Origin of the sequence: Micromonospora saelicesensis (genome assembly GCF_900091575.1) — a bacterium.
GTDB lineage: Bacteria > Actinomycetota > Actinomycetes > Mycobacteriales > Micromonosporaceae > Micromonospora > Micromonospora saelicesensis.
The window spans coordinates 401595-418621 of record NZ_FMCR01000003.1 but is presented as its reverse complement, the minus strand read 5'-3'; the positions used below and the strand labels follow the sequence as shown (position 1 = coordinate 418621).

Below are 17027 nucleotides of genomic sequence, written 5' to 3'. Positions count from 1 at the left end.
CCGGACCGGAAATCCGGGGTCAGTGCGTCGCGAGGTAGTGCATCGCCTCGGCCACCACGTCGATGCCAAGGCTGTACTTGAGGGACAGCCAGACCACCGTGGCCACGAAGATCAGGCCGACGGAGCCGAGCACGATTCGCACCAGCAGCGACTGTCTCGTTACCCAGCGTGTCCATCCGTGGACGTGGCGGCGGGTGAAGCCGAGCAGCCGGCGCGCCCAGTGGTATTCGACGGCCCAGATGCCCAGGCCGGCGATCACCAGAAGCCAGCCGGGCCCGGGAAGCGGGATGAGGGCGATGCCGATCGTCACCACCAGCGCCCCGGCGATCGCGATGAAGATCTTGAGTGCGATCCGGCCGGTGGGGTTGGCGCGGATGAGGTCGAGGGTCAGCGAGATCCGCTCACGCCAGCGGGGCCGGCGCGGTCGCTCCTGCACGGCGACTCCGCCACCACGGCCAGCGTCGGCGTCGCCACCGCCACCAACACCGGTGCCGCCGCCACGACCAACGGCGGCGCCGCCACCACGACCGGCGCCATCACCACCGGGACGACCGGCGTCGGACGCCGGCCGACCGGCCGGTTCGGGCTGCTCCATCGGCACTCCGTACCCCCGCTTTTCGGCTGCTCGGACCGCGACTTTCGGCGGGCCGGGCGCCGCCGCCGGATCCACTGAGGATTGCTTCGTCACCATTTCACCCCCCAGTGTCGCTCGGGCCCGTCACTGCAACGGCCGACTGGACGTTACCGGAGTAAGTCGACGACTGAGCCACCCGATACCGGGCGGGATCACGCACTGGGCAGAACCGGAAATCCTACATGAATGCTCACATTCACGCGGCCTTTCCGTCCCCCTTCCCACCACTGGGTGAAGTCAGCGTATGGCGGAGCGTAGCCAGGAGTAGCACCTGAGTATGGGAAAAGCGGGACACGCGCGTTCCGCAGCGGTGCCGGGGGGAGAACGTCCATGAGTGTCATCCGACCGACGACCGTAGAGGTCGAGACGTCGCTAAGGCTCGTCGCACCTGACGCCACCGCCTTGCCGGTGCGTGCCAGTCTGCGTTACGACCCTGCTGACCCGTATGCGGTCCATGTCCTGTTCCATGCCGAATCGGCAGGGGGCGAGGCGGTGAGTTGGTCGTTCGCTCGCGAACTTCTGGTCACCGGCCTGGACGAGCCGGCCGGCATCGGGGATGTGCGGGTCTGGCCCTGGGCCACACCGCGCGGCGACTTCGTCGCGCTGGCCCTCTCGTCACCGGACGGCAACGCCCTCTTCGAGGTGCCGCGCAGCGTCCTGGTGCGTTTCCTTCGACGGACCTACGTCGTCGTCCCGCGCGGCCGTGAGGCCGAGCACCTGGACGTCGACACGGCGGTGAACCGGCTGCTCGCCGGTCGCTGACCGCCCGAACGGGCAACACCGGCCACACCGGGGCCGCGCGGATCTGCCGAGTCCGCGCGGCCCCGGCACACACCCGAGGTGTACGCGGACAGTGCGCCCCGGGTCGGCCGGTGCTCAGCCGTGCGTCGTGATGCCGCCGTCGACGGGAATGACCGCCCCGGTGAGGTACGCGCCGGCGCGCGACGAGAGGTAGATGGCCGTGCCGGCCATGTCCTCGGGGCGCCCGATGCGGCCCAGCGGCACCTGCTGCTCGATGGCGGCCCGGCTCGCCGGGTCGTCGAGCGCGAACGCCATCATCTTGCTCTCGAACGGGCCGGGCGCGATCGCGTTGACGGTGATCTGCTCACCGGCGAGTTGGTGGGCGAGGCTGCGGGTGAGCATGTGCACGGCCGCCTTGGTGGCCGAGTACGCGTACACCTCCATCATCGGCACCCGGATGCCGTCGATCGACCCGATGTTGATCACGCGGGCCGGGTCGTCGGCGCTGGCGGCGGCGCGCAGCGCCGGCAGCAGCGCGGTGGTGAGCCGGAAGACGGCCTTGACGTTGACCGCCCAGAGCTTGTCGAACGCGGCCTCGGGGTAGTCCTCCAGTGGTGCGCCCCAGGTCGCGCCGGCGTTGTTGACCAGCACGTCGAGGCGGCCGAAGCGCTCGCGCACGGCGGCGGCCAGCGTCTCGGCGCCGGCGTCGTCGCCGAGGTCGGCGGGGATGGCCTCGCAGCGGCCCTCGGCGGACAGGGTGGTGGCGACCGCCTCGCAGACGTCCGCCTTGCGCGACGAGATGATCACGTGTGCGCCGGCCCGGACGAAGCCCTGGGCGATCATCAGCCCGATCCCCCGCGAGCCGCCGGTGACCAGGACCGTCTTACCTTCGACCGAAAACAGCTGCGTCATGCCCATCCCATCGCGAGTCGGCGGGGGCCGTCGGCCGGTCGAGTGGCCGGCGGATGCCGGGCGGACCGCGGACCGACGGCACTACCGCCGGGTAACGTAGCCCGGCCGCCGGGAGCGGGACAAGCCCGCGGCTTGCCGCGGATTCCGCTACGAACGTCGATCGGGATGCGGTGACCTGCGGTTCGGGCTACCGTCGCAGGCGATGGTCTCCACCGATTCCTCCCCCGCGCCATCGATCGGAACGGCGTCTCCCGTCACCGACGAGATAGCCACGTTCGCGCTGGCCGATCTTGCCGGTGCCCCGGGCTGGCGTCGGCCGGTGATCGTCGAGCGGGAGCTGTTGATTCTCACCACGCGTGGGCACGGCGACGCGGAACTCGACTTTCATCTGCTGCCGTGCCGGCCCGGCACGCTGCTTCGGGTCCGCCCCGGCCAGGTGCTGCGCTGCGCCGGCCCCCAGTTCGACGCCACAGTGGTCGCCTGGGATCCCGAGGCGCTGCGCGACTTCGACGTCGACCTGACCACGACCGCGACCTGGCGGCAGTTGGCCGGTGAGGACGAGGACGCGGTGATCAGCGAGGTGAGCCAGTTGGCGGTGGACTGTCGGCGGCACCCCGACGGCCCCACCGCCCGCGCGCTGCTCCGGCATCAACTGGCCGTGCTGCTGCTGCGGCTGGCCGTGGCCCACGACGACCGGTCGCCGTCCCGACCCGAGGACGAGACGTTCCACCGGTTCCGCCGCGAGGTGGAGCACGGCTACCCGCACACCCGGCGGGTTGAGGACTACGCGGCCGAGCTCGGCTGCTCGGTGCGGACCCTGACCCGGGCCTGCCTGGCCGTCACCGGTCGCAGCGCCAAACAGGTCATCGACGAGCGGGTCGCGTTGCAGGCCAGCCGGTTACTGGCCGCGACGGATCAGCCGATCGCCCAGATCGGTCGGCGGCTCGGCTTCTCCGAACCCACCAACTTCGGCCGCTTCTTCACCCGCGAGGTCGGGGTCAGCCCCGGCGCGTTCCGGGCCGCCCGGGATCAGCCGGTGGCCGGCCGGGTGGTCCGACCTCGACCGCCGGCCGAGTCGACGGGCGTCAACGGCGGCTGGTTCCGCAGCGGCACCCCGGGCGAACCCACCAACGGCGGGCACGCCACGAGGTCCGGGCCGCCCGCCGGAGGGCCGGGCGGCACCGGGCGGGCATGATGGCAGGGTGCAGATCTCCGCGCGCGGCGACTACGCGGTACGGGCGGCGTTGAGCCTCGCCACCGCGTACCCCTCGCTGCTGTCCACCCAGGCCATCGCCGCGGAGCAGGACATGCCCCGCAAGTTCCTGGAGGCGGTCCTGGCGGATCTGCGCCGGGCCGGCATCGTCCGCGCGCAGCGCGGCGCCGAGGGCGGCTACACGCTGGCCCGGCCACCACGCGAGGTGACCGTCGGCGCGGTGCTGCGCGCCGTCGAGGGCCCGCTGGCCGGGGTACGCGGGCTGCGCCCCGAGGAGACCCGGTACGAAGGCTCGGCGGAGAACCTGCCCGGCCTGTGGGTGGCGGTGCGCGCCGCCGTGCGGCGGGTCGTCGACGAGGTGAGCCTCGCCGAGATCGTCAGCGGTCGACTGCCCGCGCACGTCCGCAAGCTCACCGCGCTGCCCGACGCGTGGGAACCGCGCTGACCTTGGGTCGGCTCACAGCGTCCACACCACCTCCTCGGTGCTGAGCCGGGGCAGCCGCCGCTCCCAGGCGTCCCGGCCGGGGTGGCCCAGGTTGAGCAGCAGCAGCGCCTCGTGCCGGCCGTCGGGAAAGAACTCGCGGGTCACCCCGGCCGCGTCGAACCCGGCCATCGGGCCGGCGGCCAGCCCGGCGGCGCGTACACCCACCAGCAGGTAGCCGATCTGGAGGGTCGCGCTGAACCGGGCCTGCTCGACCCGCGCCGCCCGGTCCGCCAGCCAGTCCCGCGCCTGCGGACGGTGCGGATACAGCTCGGGCAGCCGCTGGTGGAAGTCCACGTCGGCGGCTAGGACCGCGGTCAGCGGCGCGCTGGCCGTCTTCGCCCGGTTGCTCGACGAGACGTACGGCAGCAGTCGGGCGCGCGCCGCCGGCGAGCGGAGCAGCAGCACCCGCAACGGCTGGCCGTTGTACGCGGTCGGCCCGTACCGGATCAGGTCGTGGATCGCCGCGACCTGGGCGTCGGTGACCGGCTCGTCGGTGAACGTGTTGGCCGTGCGGGCCGCCCGGAACAGCAGGTCCTGGGCGGCCCGGTCCAACGCGAGCAGGTCGGCCGTGGTCGGTGCCGTCACGGGGAAACGGCGGTGGTGTAGCCGCCCCGGTGGTGCACCAGCGGTGCGCCGTCGCCGCCGTCGCCGAGCGCCAGCGGCTCGGCGATCACCAGCGTGTGGTCGCCGGCCGGGACCCGGTGCACCACCCGGCAGAGCAGCCGGGCCAGCACCCCGTCGAGCAGCGGCACCCCGAACGGTCCCGATGTCCAGTCCGGGTACGCGGCGAACCTGTCGATGCCACTGGTCGCGAAGACCGTGGCGGCCTCCCGCTGCCCGGCGCCGAGCAGGTGCACGGCAACGTGCTCGGCGCGGGCGAGCACCGGCCAACTCGACGACGCCACCCCGAGGCAGAACGAGACCAGCGGTGGGTCCAGCGACACCGACGTGAACGAGGTCGCCGTGAAGCCCGCCCGGATGGGCGCGCCGATCCCACCGAGGCAGGCGGGGTCGGTGGCGCGGGCGACAGCGGTGACCACTGTGACGGTGCTGGCCTGCCGCCGCAGCAGAGCGCGGAACAGGTCCGGGTTCACCGGTCGCAGCTCGGTGATGTCCGCCGAGGGGCGCTCCACGGTGGTCATGCCGGCACCAGGGCCGACGCGGCGTACGCGCTGGCCGGTCGGGGCAGGCCGTAGTGCTCGCGCAGCGTCCGACCGGTGTACTCGGTGCGGAACAGCCCACGGGAGCGCAGCACCGGCACCACGTGGTCGACGAAGTCGGCGAGCCCGCCGGGCAGGTGCGGCGGCATGATGTTGAACCCGTCGGCGGCACCGTGGTTGAACCACAGCTCGATCTGGTCGGCGACCTGCTCCGGCGTACCGGCCACGACCCGGTGACCCCGCCCGCCGCCGAATCGGCCGATCAGCTGGCGGATGGTGAGCTGTTCCCGGCGGGCCAGCTCGGTGACGAGCTGGTAGCGGCTCTGGTGGGCCTGCACGGTGCCGGCGGCCGGCAGCTCCGGCAGCGGCCCGTCCAGCGGCAGGCCGGTCAGGTCGATGCCGAGCATCCCGGAGAGCTGGGCCACTGCGTAGTCGGGGACGATCAGCTCCTCCAGCTCCGCGGCGAGCGCCCGCGCCTCGGCCTCGGTGCCGCCGAGCACCGGCGCGATGCCGGGCAGGACCTTCACCAGCTCCGGGTCGCGGCCGGCGGCGGTGACCTGCCGGCGCAGCTCGGCGTAGAAGCTCTGCCCGTCGGCGAGGGTCTGCTGCGCGGTGAAGACCGCCTCGGCGTAGCGGGCGGCGAAGGCTATCCCGTCCGGCGACGAGCCGGCCTGCACCAGCAGCGGTCGGCCCTGCGGGCCCCGGGGGATGTTCAGCGGGCCCCGGACCTGGAACTCCGGCCCGCGGTGCGCCACCTCGTGCACCCGGTCGGTGTCGGCGAACACCCCGGCCGTCGTGTCGAAGACCAGCGCGTCGTCCTCCCAGCTGTCCCAGAGCTTGATTGCCACGTCGACGAACTCGGCGGCCCGCCGGTACCGGTCGGCGTGGGCGGGGTGGCTGTCCCGGTTGAAGTTGACCGCCTCCCGCTCCTGCGCTGAGGTGACGATGTTCCAGCCGACCCGGCCGCCGCTGAGGTGGTCCAGCGAGGCGAACTTGCGGGCGGTGTGGAACGGCTCGTTGTAGGTGGTGGAGACCGTCGCGATGAGACCGATGTGTTCGGTCAGCGCGGCGAGCGACGCGAGCAGGGTCAGCGGTTCGAAGACGGCCTGGATGTTGTGCCGGGGGTTCGGCCCGACCGAGAGACCGTCGGCGAGGAAGAGCGAGTCGAGGGTGCCGCGTTCGGCGATCCGGGCCAGCTCCTGGAAGTGCCGTACGTCGGTGACCCGACGCGGGTCGGTGCGAGGGTGCCGCCAGGCGGCCTCGTGGTGGCCGACGCCCATCAGGAACGCGTTGAGGTGCAGGGTGCGGGTCATTGGTGTCCGTCCTATCCGGCAGAGACGTCGACGCGCCAGGTGGAGAAGCGACGTTCGAGGGCGACGAGGAGTTGGTTGACGACGAGGCCGATGGCGGAGATCGTGATGATCCCGGAGTACATGTCGGCGATCGCGAAGTTGTACTGCGCGTAGTTGATGAGGTAGCCGAGCCCGGCCTTCGCGCCGACCATCTCGGCCGCGACCAGCACCAGGATCGAGTACGCCCCGGCCAGCCGGACGCCGGTGAAGATGGTCGGCACCGCGGCCGGCAGGATCACCTTCTGGAACAGCCGCAGGTGGTTGAGCCCCATCGAGCGGGCCGACCGGATCAGCAGCGGGTCGACGCCCTTCACCCCGGCGATGGTGTTCAGCAGGATCGGCCAGGAGCACGCGTACAGCACCAGGGCGATCTTGGAAGTCTCCCCCAGGCCGAGGATGAGCACGAACACCGGCAGCAGGGCCAGCGCGGCGGTGTTGCGGAACACCTCCAGCAGCGGGCTGAGCAGCTCGGCGAGCGGCCGGTACCAGCCGATCAGCAACCCGAGCGGGATGGCGGTGAGCACCGCCAGACCGAGCCCGGCCAGCGACCGGGTGAGGCTCGCGCCCACGTGCTCGGCGAGCTGCCCGCTGCGCAGCAACTCCCACCAGGCCACCAGCACCTCCGACAGCGGCGGCAGGAAGACCCGGTCCACCAGCCCGAGCCGGGGTGCGCCCTCCCAGATCGCGGCCAGCGCGGCGATGGCGACGGTGCGGTGCAGCACCTTCGCGCCGATGCCGAGCAGCCGACCGGCGCGACCGGGAACGGCACGGTCGTCGGCCGCAGCGCGGGGCACGGTGGGTGGGCCGACGAGTCGGGTGGGACGTTCGGCGATGTCAACCAACGCGGGCCTCCTCGGTGTGGCGGACGCCGGTGCCCTCGGCCGCCTGGGCGGCCCGCACCTCGTCCCGCAGCAGGGTCCAGATCTGGTGGCGGTGGTGGCGGAACGCGTCGGTGGAGCGGACGTCCTCGACCGCGTCCCGGTCGCCGAGGTCGATGTCGATGACCTGTTTGAGCCGCCCGGGCCGGGACGTCAGCACCGCCACCCGCTGACCCAGGTAGACGGCCTCGTCGATGCCGTGGGTGATGAACACGATCGTCTTGCCGGTGCGCGCCCAGATCCGTACCAGCTCGTCCTGCAACGAGTCGCGGGTCTGCGCGTCCAGGGCGGCGAACGGTTCGTCCATCAGCAGCACGTCCGGGTCGTACGCGAGGCTGCGGGCGATGGCCACCCGCTGCTTCATCCCGCCCGACAGCTCGTGCGGGTAGCGGTCGGCGAACCCGCGCAGGCCGACCAGGTCGAGGTGGTGCTCGATCAGGGTGGCGCGTTCGGCGCGGGGCACCCCCTTGGCCTCCAGGCCGAACGCGACGTTGCCGGCGGCGGTGCGCCAGGGCAGCAGCGCGTACTGCTGGAAGACGATGCCCCGGTCCAGCCCGGGGCCGGTGACCTGCCGACCGTCGACGAGCACCCGCCCTGAGGTCGGCTCGGTGAGCCCGCCGAGCAGGTCGAGCAGCGTGGACTTACCGCAGCCGCTGGGGCCGACGACGACCAGGAACTCGCCGGGGCGTACCCCGAGGGTGACCTCGTCCAGCGCGGTCACCGCGCCGGCGCCGCCACGCCGGCTGGCGTGGACCGGGAAGGTCTTGCTCACCCGATCAAAGAGGATCTTGTCAGTGCTCACGCGCTCCCCCCGTCCACGAAGGGGTTGAACCGGTTGGTGTAGATGCCGCCGGGCTTCGGACGGTCGCCCTTGAGCTCGCCCTCGGCGGCGAGCCAGTCGATCCAGGTGCCGAACTCCTGCTCGCCGATCACGCCGCCACGGCCGGCGACGCCACTGCTCTTCCAGTACGCGACAAGCGACGGGTCCTCGTTGCGGCCACGTTTGCCGATGATGTCCCGCATCCGGGCGACCACCGTCTCCCGGGGTTGGGTGCGGGCCCACTCGATGGCCTTGCCGACCCCGGTGACGAAAGCCTTGACGGTCTCCGGGTTGCGCTTGATGAAGTCGTCGCGGAAGACGTAGGTGCCCCCGCTGAAGGCGCCGAGCAACTCGTAGTCGGTGAAGATGGTGCGGATGCCGCCACTGGCGACCGCCTTGTCCCGGATCACCCCGCCGAGCACCGCGACGTCGATCTGCCGCTGCCGCAGCGACTGCTCGGTGTTGACCGGTGGCAGGGCGACCAGCTCGACCTGCTTGATCTCGGCGGAGGTGAGACCGCCGCGGGCGAGCCAGGTCTTGAGCACGGCCTCGGCGTGCGCGCCGAGGGTGTTCATGCCGACCTTCCTGCCGATCAGGTCACGGGGACTGCGGACCGGGCTGTCGTCGAGCACGTAGTAGCCCTGGAAGGTCTGCGCGTCCGAGCCGTAGTAGCTGACCACCGCGGTGATCGGGGCGTTGGCGGTGGCGAGCTTGACGATGGCGCCATTGAACGCGCCGCCGAAGTCGCTCTGCCCGGTGGCCGTGGCCTGGATGTCCTGCGGACCACCGGTGACGTTGCCGATCCACTTGAGCTTGACGTCGCCGAGGTAGCCGAGGTCGGCGGCGAGTTCGGGAAGGGTGACCTGACCGACCGAGCCCTGGTAGCGCAACTCGTCAGCCTGGGCGTCGTCGGCTGCCGCGTCACCGCCGCAGCCGGCGGTGGCGGTGAGCACGACCAGCGCCGCAACGGCGGCGAGGGTACGCAGAATGGCACGACGGGGTGGGGACATGAGGAGTCTCCTGATCTGTCCACGATGGGAGCGGGGACGCCCGGATGAGGGCGTGCGGGCACGCTGCTCCGCGTTGAGCGGGCGGGCGATGGGAGTGCGGCGCTGGAGCCGAGCCGGATGGACCGGTCAGCTCAACAGAGCGCGCTCGCGTGCCGAACCAGGTCGACGTGCACACGAGCGGTGAGGAGAAGCTCATCCCGCTGCGACATGACCCCATGCTGCCGGGGATCGGAACGAGCGGTCAACGACCTTCCAGAAGATGAGACTTCTATCGCTGCCGATGTTACGAAGCGCCACGAGCAGCGTTTACCGTGCCGCAACACCTATCTGGTGGATAGAGATTGGACGTCCGGTGGGCGACCGTCCAGGGCGGACAGCGAGAGGGTTTCAAAAGTTGTCGGTTCGGGCATGTTCGATCTCGACACGGCAGGGAACGGTGACGAGGGGAGACCTCCGATGGGCCTCATGTTTCGCAAGCGCAAGAAGTACGGTCCGATCATCCTGAACTTCACCGAGAACGGCTTCTCCTCGTGGAGCATCAAGATCGGTCGCTGGTCCTGGAACTCCAAGGCTCGCGCGCACCGGGTCGACCTGCCGGGTCCGCTGAGCTGGAAGCAGGACAAGTCCCGGTCGTAAGCATCCCGGGAGTCGAGCGGGGTGCCGGTGATTCACCGGCACCCCGCTCGGCGTCTGCCCGGGGGGTGCTCAGCGCGCCAGGGTGATGATCTCGTCGCCGGCCAGCCGCCCGGACTCGCGATCGCGTCGCAGGGCACCGGCGTCGATCAGGTCGACGAGCGCCTGGTTGGCGTCGGCGGCCCGATAGACGGTCGCGGTGAGGGTGTGCCGACGCAGCTCGGTGACCGACCGTGGCCCACCCGCCCGCACCTCCGCCAGCAACTCGTGGGCCAGCGGTTCGAGGTCGGGATCGCCGACCACGTCGACAGTCGTGCCGGTCGGGTCGAGCGGGTCGCGATAGCGCACGTCGAGGTCCGCGCCGAGTTCCCAGAGCGCGTCACGGACGGCCTCCAGACTCCGGTCGGAGCGGCTGCCGAACGCGATCACCCCGGCAGCCTCGCCGCCGGACAGCACCGGTGCCACCTCGGCGACCAGTGGGAAGCCGGCGGAGACGAGCAGGTCTCGGGCGCTGTCGCCGGTGTGCAGCAGCAGCTCTCCGGTCCGGCCGTTGGTCGCGGCGGTGAGCAGCTTCGGCGTCATCGCGCCTGGCAGGTCCACGAAGGAGAACAGCGGCGCGCCGGCCGCCCCGGCGGCCTTCACCGCGACCGGCAGCCGGTAGGCGTCGCCGGGCAGCAGGTGCACGGTGACCTCGGCGGGCAACTCCGCCTCGATCGGGCCGAGTCGGGCCGGCAGGTCGGCGGCGGCGTCGGCCAGCACCAGCACCGTCACCTGCCGGCCGCGCACCTGGTCGCCGTGCGTGGCGACCAGGTGCAGCGCGGCCTCCGCGCTGCCCGCGTCGGCGCCCGCGAGGGCTATGGTGGCCCGCCGGGAGCGGTGCAGGGCCGCGGGCAGCCAGGTCGTCAACTGGCGGACCAGCAGCTCGCGGAGGAAATCAGTGGTCCGGTCGGTCGGCATCGGTCCGTTCTACCGTACGGGCGGTCAGGCCGGGACGGAGATCCCCACCCCGCCCCGGGTCTGGCCGCCGTAACGCTGCCGCTCGGCGTCCAGGTCGAGCCGACCGATCTGCTTGCGGGCGGCCAGCGCCGTGTCGTCGAGCAGGTCGGCCGGGATCAGCCAGACCACCTCGAACTCCAGACCGTCCGGGTCCTTGCCGTAGAGGCTCTTGGTCGTGCCGTGGTCGGAGGTGCCGGCCAGTGCGCCGGCCGCGGCGAGCCGCTCGGCGGTGGCGGCCAACTCGTCGAGCGTGTCCACCTCCCAGGCGAGGTGGTAGAGGCCGACGGTGGACCGGCCGGCGGTCGACCGACCGGCGCCCGCGCCGATCTCGAAGAGGCCGAGGTCGTGGTCGTTGGTGGAGTCGGGGGCCTGGAGGAAGGTGGCACCCCGGAAGCCGTCCGGGGTCATCGCCACCGGGCGGAAGCCCAGCACGTCACGGTAGAACGCGACGCTGCGGGCGAGGTCACTGACGTAGAGGACCGCGTGGTTGAGCCGGTGGATACCCATGACCCGAGACTAGCGCGGTTTAGTTGAACCTTCAACCATCGGGAGTATGATGGCGGTCATGACCCGCTGGTTGGACCCCGACGAGCAGCGCACGTGGCGCGCGTACCTCACCGCCTCCCGGGTGCTGATGGACACTCTCGACCGTGAGCTGCAACGTGAGGCGGGCATGCCGCACGCGTACTACGAGATCCTGGTCCAGCTCTCCGAGGCCCCCGGTCGTCAACTGCGCATGAGCCAGTTGGCGCAGGCTGCGGGGTCGTCGCGCAGCCGGCTCTCGCACGCCGTGGCCCGGCTGGAGGCCGCCGGCTGGGTGCGCCGCGAGGACTGCCCCACCGACCGGCGCGGGCAGATCGCGCTGCTCACCGACGAGGGTTTCGCCACCCTCGCGGCCGCCGCACCCGGCCACGTCGAGGGGGTACGCCGACACCTGTTCGACGCGTTGAGCCCTGCCCAGGTCGACCAGCTACGCCGGATCAGCGAGACCCTGGCCGACCACCTGACCGGATCCTGACCAATCGACACCGGCGCGGGTCTTGTACTTACCGTCGTCGGATGAGCACGATGGGGCGTGTCTTCCGGCTTCGGTGAACTGACTGATCAGGCGCACCACCTCGTGTCCTCCGGCGATCTGGCCGGCGCACAGCAACTGCTGTCCGACGCGCTCACCGACGCCGACCCCCGCCCGGCCAACGCCACCCCCGAGCTGGCCGAGGCGGCCAGCCTCCAGGCGCGGGTGCTGATCGCCCTCGGCGAGCCGCACTCGGCACGCGGATGGGCCGCCTTCGCGTACGCGGCGACCACCCGCCTGCACGGCCGCGCCGACCCGCGCACGGTGGCCGCGGCGGCGACTCTGGCCGCGGTGCTGCACCGGGTCGGCAGCCACTCCCGGGCGGCACGGCTCTACCAGGAAGTCATCATCGAGCTGACCGCGCAGGACGGCCCGGAGTCCCTGCGGGTGCTCGCCGCGCACGCCGACCTGGCCACCGTCGAGTACGCGCGCGGCCAGTGCACGGTGGCCCGCGACCGCCTCCAGGACGCCTGGGAGCTGCACCGCGAGGTGTACGGCGACGGGCACCCCAGCGGCATCAAGATGCTGGCGCGGCTCGGGGCGATGCAGCGCGACTGCGGGCAGTTCGCCGAGGCACACGACAACCTGGCTCTCGCCCGTGAGCTGTGCCGCCAGCACCTGCCCGCCGACGACCCGCTGGCCACCCAGGTGGCGGCCCTGGCCCGGGCGGCGGCCAGTCCCGACCACGCCTGCGCCGACAACCCGCCCACGGCTCGGGACACGCCGGTCGTGCCGGCCGCCCGCGTCCCACCGCACGGCGACGGGCCGGCCGAATCCGGCTACCACCCGCAGGCAGCCGCGACCCACCACGCCGGGGCGGTGCCGAACCCCCGGCTGCCCTCCGACGAGGCGGTCGGGTCGACGGGCAGCAGATGGTCGACCGAAGCGGCCGACGAGCCGTCGCCCCACCCCACCGACCCTCCGGTGCCCCCGTCGGTGGTCGGGCTGGCCGGCGGCACGGAGGAGCAGCCGGGGGTGTACCGGCTGCACCGCCCAGCCGCCCCCACCGACCGGTACGCAACGTCCGACCCGTACGCGCCGTCCGACCCGTACCCACCGTCCGACCCGCACACGTCGCGCGACCCGCAGGCGCGGTCGGACCCGTACGCGCCGTCCGACCCGGCCGCGCGGCCGGACCCGTACGACCCTTACGCGCCGTACGCGCGGGCGGACCCGCACACCGCGGTCGAGCCGTACACGCCGTCGCGGCTGCTGCCGGTGCCCGTGCACCGCGCACCGCCGGCGCAGCGCAACCGGCTGGTACCGGTGCTGGTGGCCGGCGTGGTCGTGGTGCTCCTCGGCGCCGCAGCGGTGATCGCCGGGGTGGCCCGGGTCGACGGCGACGACGAACCGAACCCGCCGCCGGCCAGCGCCTCCCCCACCGCCGGCGCGTCGGCCAGCACCGCGCCCGCCCCGGGCGGCACGGCACCCACGTCGGCTGCCGCCGCGGCGCCGCCCGGCACCCCACCCAGCGCGGTGACCCTGCGCGACAACCGGGACAGCATCGCGCTGAACTGGACCTATCCGGCCGGCGGCGAGGGCCCGGTGGTCATCGCTGGCGGCCGCACCGGCCAGACCCACAACATCTTCGCGACGCTGCCCGCCGGCACCACCAGCTTCGTCATCTACGCGCTCAACCGCACCAACGACTTCTGCTTCACCGTCGCCGTCGCCTGGTCCACCGACACCGTGGCCCGTTCCAAGCAGGTCTGCACCAGCCGCCGCTGACCCGCAAAAGGTCGCCGTCACGGGCCGTCTACCGTTGGCCGTCCTCGGCCGGCAACGCTGGCAGCAGCAGACACACCCGTAGTCCTCGCTGCTCCGGCGCGTCGGTCAGGGTGATGCTGCCGCCCGCGCGTCTTACCAACTCCCGGACGATGGCCAGCCCCAGACCGGCGCCTCCGTCGTCGCGGGCCCGTCCGTCATCCAGCCGGGTGAACCGGTCGAAGACCCGCTCCCGGTCCGCCGTCGCGATCCCCGGGCCGTCGTCGGTCACCGTCACCAGGTGGTACGCCCCGACGCCAGGACCGGTCGTCGTCGACGTCGCTTCGGCCGCGAGCACGACATCACCCTGCGCATGGCGTACCGCGTTGTCGACCAGGTTGGCCAGCACGCGACGCAACTCCTCGACGGTGCCGACCGTCCAGAGCGGGCCGACCGGCGGCGTCACCCGCACCGGCGGTGACGGATAGCGGGCGGCGACCTCGGTCAGCAACGCGCCCAGCTCCACCGGGCCGGTCCCCCGGGCCGGCGGAGCCTCGTCCAGGCGGGCCAGCAGCAGGAGATCGTCGACCAGGCGGCTCAACCGGTCGGTGTCCGCGAGCAGGTTGGCGGTCACCGCCGTCCAGTCCGTCCGATCGGCGAGGCGCTGGGCAACTTCCAGCTCGGTCCGGATGTTGGTCAACGGGCTGCGCAGCTCGTGTGCGGCGTCGGAGACGAAGGCCCGCTGCCGCACACGGGCGGACTCCAGCCGGCCCAGCATGCCGTTGAGGGTGACCGCCAGACGGTGGATCTCGTCGGCCGACGCCGGCACCGGCAGCCGGCCGGCGCCGGCCCTCCCAGTGATCTCCTCGGCACCTCGACGTAACGCCTCGACCGGCCGCAGGGTCGCCCCCACCACCCGCCACGCCACCGCGGCCAGCACGGCCACCAGCAGGGGGAACGCCACCAGCAGGATGGTCCGGACCACATGGGTGCTGTGCCGCACGTCGGCCATCGAGCGGGCGACCAGCACGGTGAGCGGGTCGGCCGCAGTGCCGGCGGGTACGGCGACCACCCGGACCGGGCCGACGAGCCCGACCCGCTCGGCCGGCACCTCCAGCCGCTGCCGACCGTCGCGGTTCAGTCGCTCGGGGCGGACCATCGGCACCAGGCGGTCGGCGTCGATCGAGGCCGCCAGGATTCGTCCCTGCCCGTCGATGACCTGCACGCGGACCTGGCCCCCGGCCACCGGCAGCGGGTCGGGCAGCGCGTCCTCGGCGGCGAGCAGGGCGACTGCGTCGGCGGTGCGGAACGCCTCGGTGTCGACGGTGCGCTGGAGCACGAAGCTGAGCGCGCCGAGCAGCACCACCCCGCCCAAGGCCAGCCCGATGGTGAGACCGACCACACCGATCGCCATGAGCCGCCCGCGCAGCCCGAGGACCGGCATCCAGCCGAGCCTGGCCCGGGTGGATGCCGGGCCGCCGGCCGTCACGTTGCCAGCCGGTAGCCGGCGCCCCGGACCGTCTCCAGCCGGTCCCGGCCGAGCTTGCGGCGCAGGTAGCCGACGTACACCTCGACGGCGTTCGGCGCGGTCTCCAGGCTCGCGTCCCAGACGTGGTCCAACAACTCGACCTTGGAGATCACCTGGCCTGGCCGGCGCATCAGGTAGTCCAGCAGTGCGAACTCCCGCGCGGTCAGCGCCACCTCGGCGTCCGCCCGGGTCACCCGCCGGCGGGCCGGGTCCAGTCGCAGGTCACCGACCGCCAGCACGGTCGGGCGCACCGGCGCGCCCCGACGCAGCAGGGCCCGAAGCCGGGCCAGCAGCACCACGTACGAGAAGGGTTTGGTCAGGTAGTCGTCTGCGCCGCAGTCGAGGCCGTCGGCCTGGTCGTACTCGCCGTCCTTGGCGGAGAGCATCAGCACCGGCAACCAGTGCTGCTCCGCGCGCAGCCGTCGGACCAACTCGTACCCGGAAAGGCCGGGCAGCATCACGTCGAGGATCATCGCGTCGTACCCGCCGTGCCGGGCCGCGTCCAGGCCCGCCGGGCCGGTTGCCGCCACGTCCACCGCGAACCCCTCCGCCTGGAGACCGCGTTGCAGGGCAGCCGCCAACCGGGCCTCGTCCTCCACCACCAGCACCCGCACAGCTCAAGGGTGCCACCCGGGTCAATCGGCGCGGTTTGGTGTCCTCAGCGCGTTCACAGCACCGACGAGGCAGGATGGCCGCAGGAGGTGCCACCATGTCCGTTCTGAGAAGCCGTCCCGTCCTTCGCTGGCTGGTTCCGGCCACCGCGGCCGTCGCCGTCATCGGCGGTGGCGCGGCGATCGGCACGTTCGCCGCCGAGGCCGAGCCGAGCCTGCCGCCCCGAACCGCCGCTCAGCTCCTGGTCGACCTGCAGACATCCCGGTTGGAGGGGTTGTCCGGGACCGTCGTGCAACGCGCCGACCTGGGCCTGCCGCCCCTCGTCGGGCTGGTTCCCGGCAACGAGCTGACCACCCTGCTGACCGGCACACACACCCTGCGGGTCTGGTATTCCGGGCCGGACCAGCAGCGGGTCGCGCTGATGGACACGCTGGGCGAGCAGGACATCATCCGCAACGGCCGGGACCTGTGGACGTGGCAGAGCCGCAGCAACACCGCCACCCACCGCACGCTGGGCGGCGACGCCGGAGCCGGGAAGCCCGCCCCCGAACCGGCGGCGAGCCTGCCAGCCACCCCGCAGCAGGCCGCCGACCTGGCGTTGGACGCGATCGACCCGAGCACCGAGGTCAGCGTGGGCCGGTCGGCCACCGTCGCCGGCCGGGACGCGTACGAGTTGGTGCTCCAGCCGCGCGACAAGGACTCCCTGGTGCACCAGCTGCGGATCGCCATCGACGCCGAGCAGCACGTGCCGCTGCGCTTCGAGGTGCTCGCGAAGGGCAGCGACCGGCCGGCGTTCGAGGTGGCCTTCACCCAGGTCGACTACCGCCGCCCCGACGCTGACCAGTTCCGCTTCAACCCGCCGCCCGGCGTGACGGTCGACGAGGAGAAGGCCGAACGCCCGACCGGCAAGCCGGGTCACGTCAAGCCGACGGGTGACCCGCAGGTCCGCGCGGTGGGCGACGGCTGGACGACGGTGCTGGTAGGCCGCCTCGACGGGGCCGATGTCGGCCGGAAGCCCGCCACGAAGCCGGCCGCTCCCCCGGCCGGCGCCGGGCCGGACATGGACATGTCGAAGCTGCTCGGCGGGCTGCCCGCAGTCAGTGGTGACTGGGGCAGCGGTCGGCTCCTCACCAGCAAGCTGTTCAGTGTCCTGCTCACCGACGACGGCCGGGTGCTGGCCGGAGCGGTGACGCCGGAGCGGCTCTACCAGGCCGCGCGCGGCTGATCTCCGCAGTGTTCGCGCCGGGTCGACCTGACGGTCGGCCCGGCGCTTCG

At 72.6% G+C, this 17027-nt stretch carries 20 protein-coding genes; 7 read left to right on the top strand and 13 right to left on the bottom strand.

Annotated features, from left to right (window positions below; translation table 11 throughout):
- Window positions 1-19: 19 nt before the first annotated feature.
- Window positions 20-670 (bottom strand): PGPGW domain-containing protein, encoded by a 651-nt coding sequence (locus GA0070561_RS33945; protein WP_373861560.1) that lies wholly within the window; start codon window positions 668-670, stop codon window positions 20-22.
- A 294-nt stretch (window positions 671-964) separates the two neighbouring features.
- Between GA0070561_RS33945 and GA0070561_RS14965 the strand changes: the two genes are divergently transcribed.
- Window positions 965-1396, top strand: coding sequence for an SsgA family sporulation/cell division regulator (locus tag GA0070561_RS14965; RefSeq protein ID WP_007457244.1), 432 nt, complete (start codon window positions 965-967; stop codon window positions 1394-1396).
- Between the two features lie 114 nt (window positions 1397-1510).
- Here GA0070561_RS14965 and GA0070561_RS14960 read toward each other — a convergent pair whose 3' ends face one another.
- Window positions 1511-2287 carry a glucose 1-dehydrogenase gene (locus GA0070561_RS14960; RefSeq protein WP_091402122.1) on the bottom strand — a complete coding sequence of 259 codons (777 nt, stop codon included), beginning with the start codon at window positions 2285-2287 and terminating at the stop codon, window positions 1511-1513.
- 202 nt (window positions 2288-2489) lie between these two features.
- Between GA0070561_RS14960 and GA0070561_RS14955 the strand changes: the two genes are divergently transcribed.
- Both GA0070561_RS14955 and GA0070561_RS14950 read left to right on the top strand, forming a co-directional pair.
- Window positions 2490-3482, top strand: coding sequence for a helix-turn-helix transcriptional regulator (locus GA0070561_RS14955; protein ID WP_091400873.1), 993 nt, complete (start codon window positions 2490-2492; stop codon window positions 3480-3482).
- A gap of 7 nt (window positions 3483-3489) precedes the next feature.
- The gene (locus tag GA0070561_RS14950; protein ID WP_030333674.1) at window positions 3490-3945 is read left to right on the top strand and encodes an RrF2 family transcriptional regulator; all 456 of its coding nucleotides are present in this window, start codon (window positions 3490-3492) and stop codon (window positions 3943-3945) included.
- Between the two features lie 12 nt (window positions 3946-3957).
- Here GA0070561_RS14950 and GA0070561_RS14945 read toward each other — a convergent pair whose 3' ends face one another.
- From GA0070561_RS14945 to GA0070561_RS34720, 7 genes are all read right to left on the bottom strand, one after another.
- On the bottom strand, window positions 3958-4569 hold the full coding sequence (locus GA0070561_RS14945) for a malonic semialdehyde reductase (RefSeq protein WP_091400871.1): 612 nt from the start codon (window positions 4567-4569) through the stop codon (window positions 3958-3960).
- Entirely contained in the window at window positions 4566-5126 is a 561-nt protein-coding gene (locus tag GA0070561_RS14940; protein WP_091400869.1) for a flavin reductase family protein, read from the bottom strand. Before GA0070561_RS14940 ends, GA0070561_RS14945 begins: the two co-directional genes overlap by 4 nt.
- Window positions 5123-6457: an LLM class flavin-dependent oxidoreductase gene (locus tag GA0070561_RS14935; RefSeq protein ID WP_091400867.1), complete on the bottom strand. Its 1335-nt coding sequence runs from the start codon at window positions 6455-6457 to the stop codon at window positions 5123-5125. The genes GA0070561_RS14940 and GA0070561_RS14935 overlap by 4 nt, the downstream gene beginning before the upstream one ends.
- An 11-nt stretch (window positions 6458-6468) precedes the next feature.
- Entirely contained in the window at window positions 6469-7338 is an 870-nt protein-coding gene (locus GA0070561_RS14930; RefSeq protein WP_091400864.1) for an ABC transporter permease, read from the bottom strand.
- The gene (locus GA0070561_RS14925; protein ID WP_091400862.1) at window positions 7331-8176 is read right to left on the bottom strand and encodes an ABC transporter ATP-binding protein; all 846 of its coding nucleotides are present in this window, start codon (window positions 8174-8176) and stop codon (window positions 7331-7333) included. The genes GA0070561_RS14930 and GA0070561_RS14925 overlap by 8 nt, the downstream gene beginning before the upstream one ends.
- Window positions 8173-9204: an ABC transporter substrate-binding protein gene (locus GA0070561_RS14920; protein WP_091400859.1), complete on the bottom strand. Its 1032-nt coding sequence runs from the start codon at window positions 9202-9204 to the stop codon at window positions 8173-8175. Before GA0070561_RS14920 ends, GA0070561_RS14925 begins: the two co-directional genes overlap by 4 nt.
- Window positions 9205-9335: 131 nt before the next feature.
- Window positions 9336-9413, bottom strand: coding sequence for a putative leader peptide (locus tag GA0070561_RS34720; protein ID WP_349881247.1), 78 nt, complete (start codon window positions 9411-9413; stop codon window positions 9336-9338).
- Between the two features lie 247 nt (window positions 9414-9660).
- On the opposite strand from GA0070561_RS34720, the gene GA0070561_RS14915 reads away from it, so the two are divergent.
- Complete coding sequence (locus GA0070561_RS14915) at window positions 9661-9840, top strand: DUF4236 domain-containing protein (protein ID WP_030333600.1); 180 nt, start codon at window positions 9661-9663, stop codon at window positions 9838-9840.
- Window positions 9841-9909: 69 nt separating this feature from the next.
- Here the strand turns inward: GA0070561_RS14915 and GA0070561_RS14910 are convergent, their stop codons facing one another.
- Both GA0070561_RS14910 and GA0070561_RS14905 read right to left on the bottom strand, forming a co-directional pair.
- On the bottom strand, window positions 9910-10794 hold the full coding sequence (locus GA0070561_RS14910; RefSeq protein ID WP_091400857.1) for a hypothetical protein: 885 nt from the start codon (window positions 10792-10794) through the stop codon (window positions 9910-9912).
- A 24-nt stretch (window positions 10795-10818) separates the two neighbouring features.
- Window positions 10819-11340, bottom strand: coding sequence for a VOC family protein (locus tag GA0070561_RS14905; RefSeq protein ID WP_091400855.1), 522 nt, complete (start codon window positions 11338-11340; stop codon window positions 10819-10821).
- A gap of 49 nt (window positions 11341-11389) precedes the next feature.
- Between GA0070561_RS14905 and GA0070561_RS14900 the strand changes: the two genes are divergently transcribed.
- Together GA0070561_RS14900 and GA0070561_RS14895 are read left to right on the top strand one after the other, a co-directional pair.
- Window positions 11390-11851, top strand: coding sequence for a MarR family winged helix-turn-helix transcriptional regulator (locus GA0070561_RS14900; RefSeq protein ID WP_091402120.1), 462 nt, complete (start codon window positions 11390-11392; stop codon window positions 11849-11851).
- 57 nt (window positions 11852-11908) lie between these two features.
- Entirely contained in the window at window positions 11909-13636 is a 1728-nt protein-coding gene (locus GA0070561_RS14895; RefSeq protein ID WP_091400852.1) for a tetratricopeptide repeat protein, read from the top strand.
- A gap of 28 nt (window positions 13637-13664) precedes the next feature.
- Here the strand turns inward: GA0070561_RS14895 and GA0070561_RS14890 are convergent, their stop codons facing one another.
- Complete coding sequence (locus tag GA0070561_RS14890) at window positions 13665-15026, bottom strand: sensor histidine kinase (RefSeq protein WP_091402118.1); 1362 nt, start codon at window positions 15024-15026, stop codon at window positions 13665-13667.
- A gap of 71 nt (window positions 15027-15097) precedes the next feature.
- Window positions 15098-15754 carry a response regulator transcription factor gene (locus GA0070561_RS14885; protein ID WP_091400850.1) on the bottom strand — a complete coding sequence of 219 codons (657 nt, stop codon included), beginning with the start codon at window positions 15752-15754 and terminating at the stop codon, window positions 15098-15100.
- Window positions 15755-15849: 95 nt separating this feature from the next.
- Between GA0070561_RS14885 and GA0070561_RS14880 the strand changes: the two genes are divergently transcribed.
- Window positions 15850-16977, top strand: a complete 1128-nt coding sequence (locus GA0070561_RS14880; RefSeq protein ID WP_091400848.1) for a LolA family protein — start codon at window positions 15850-15852, stop codon at window positions 16975-16977.
- The last annotated feature ends 50 nt before the right edge of the window (window positions 16978-17027 follow it).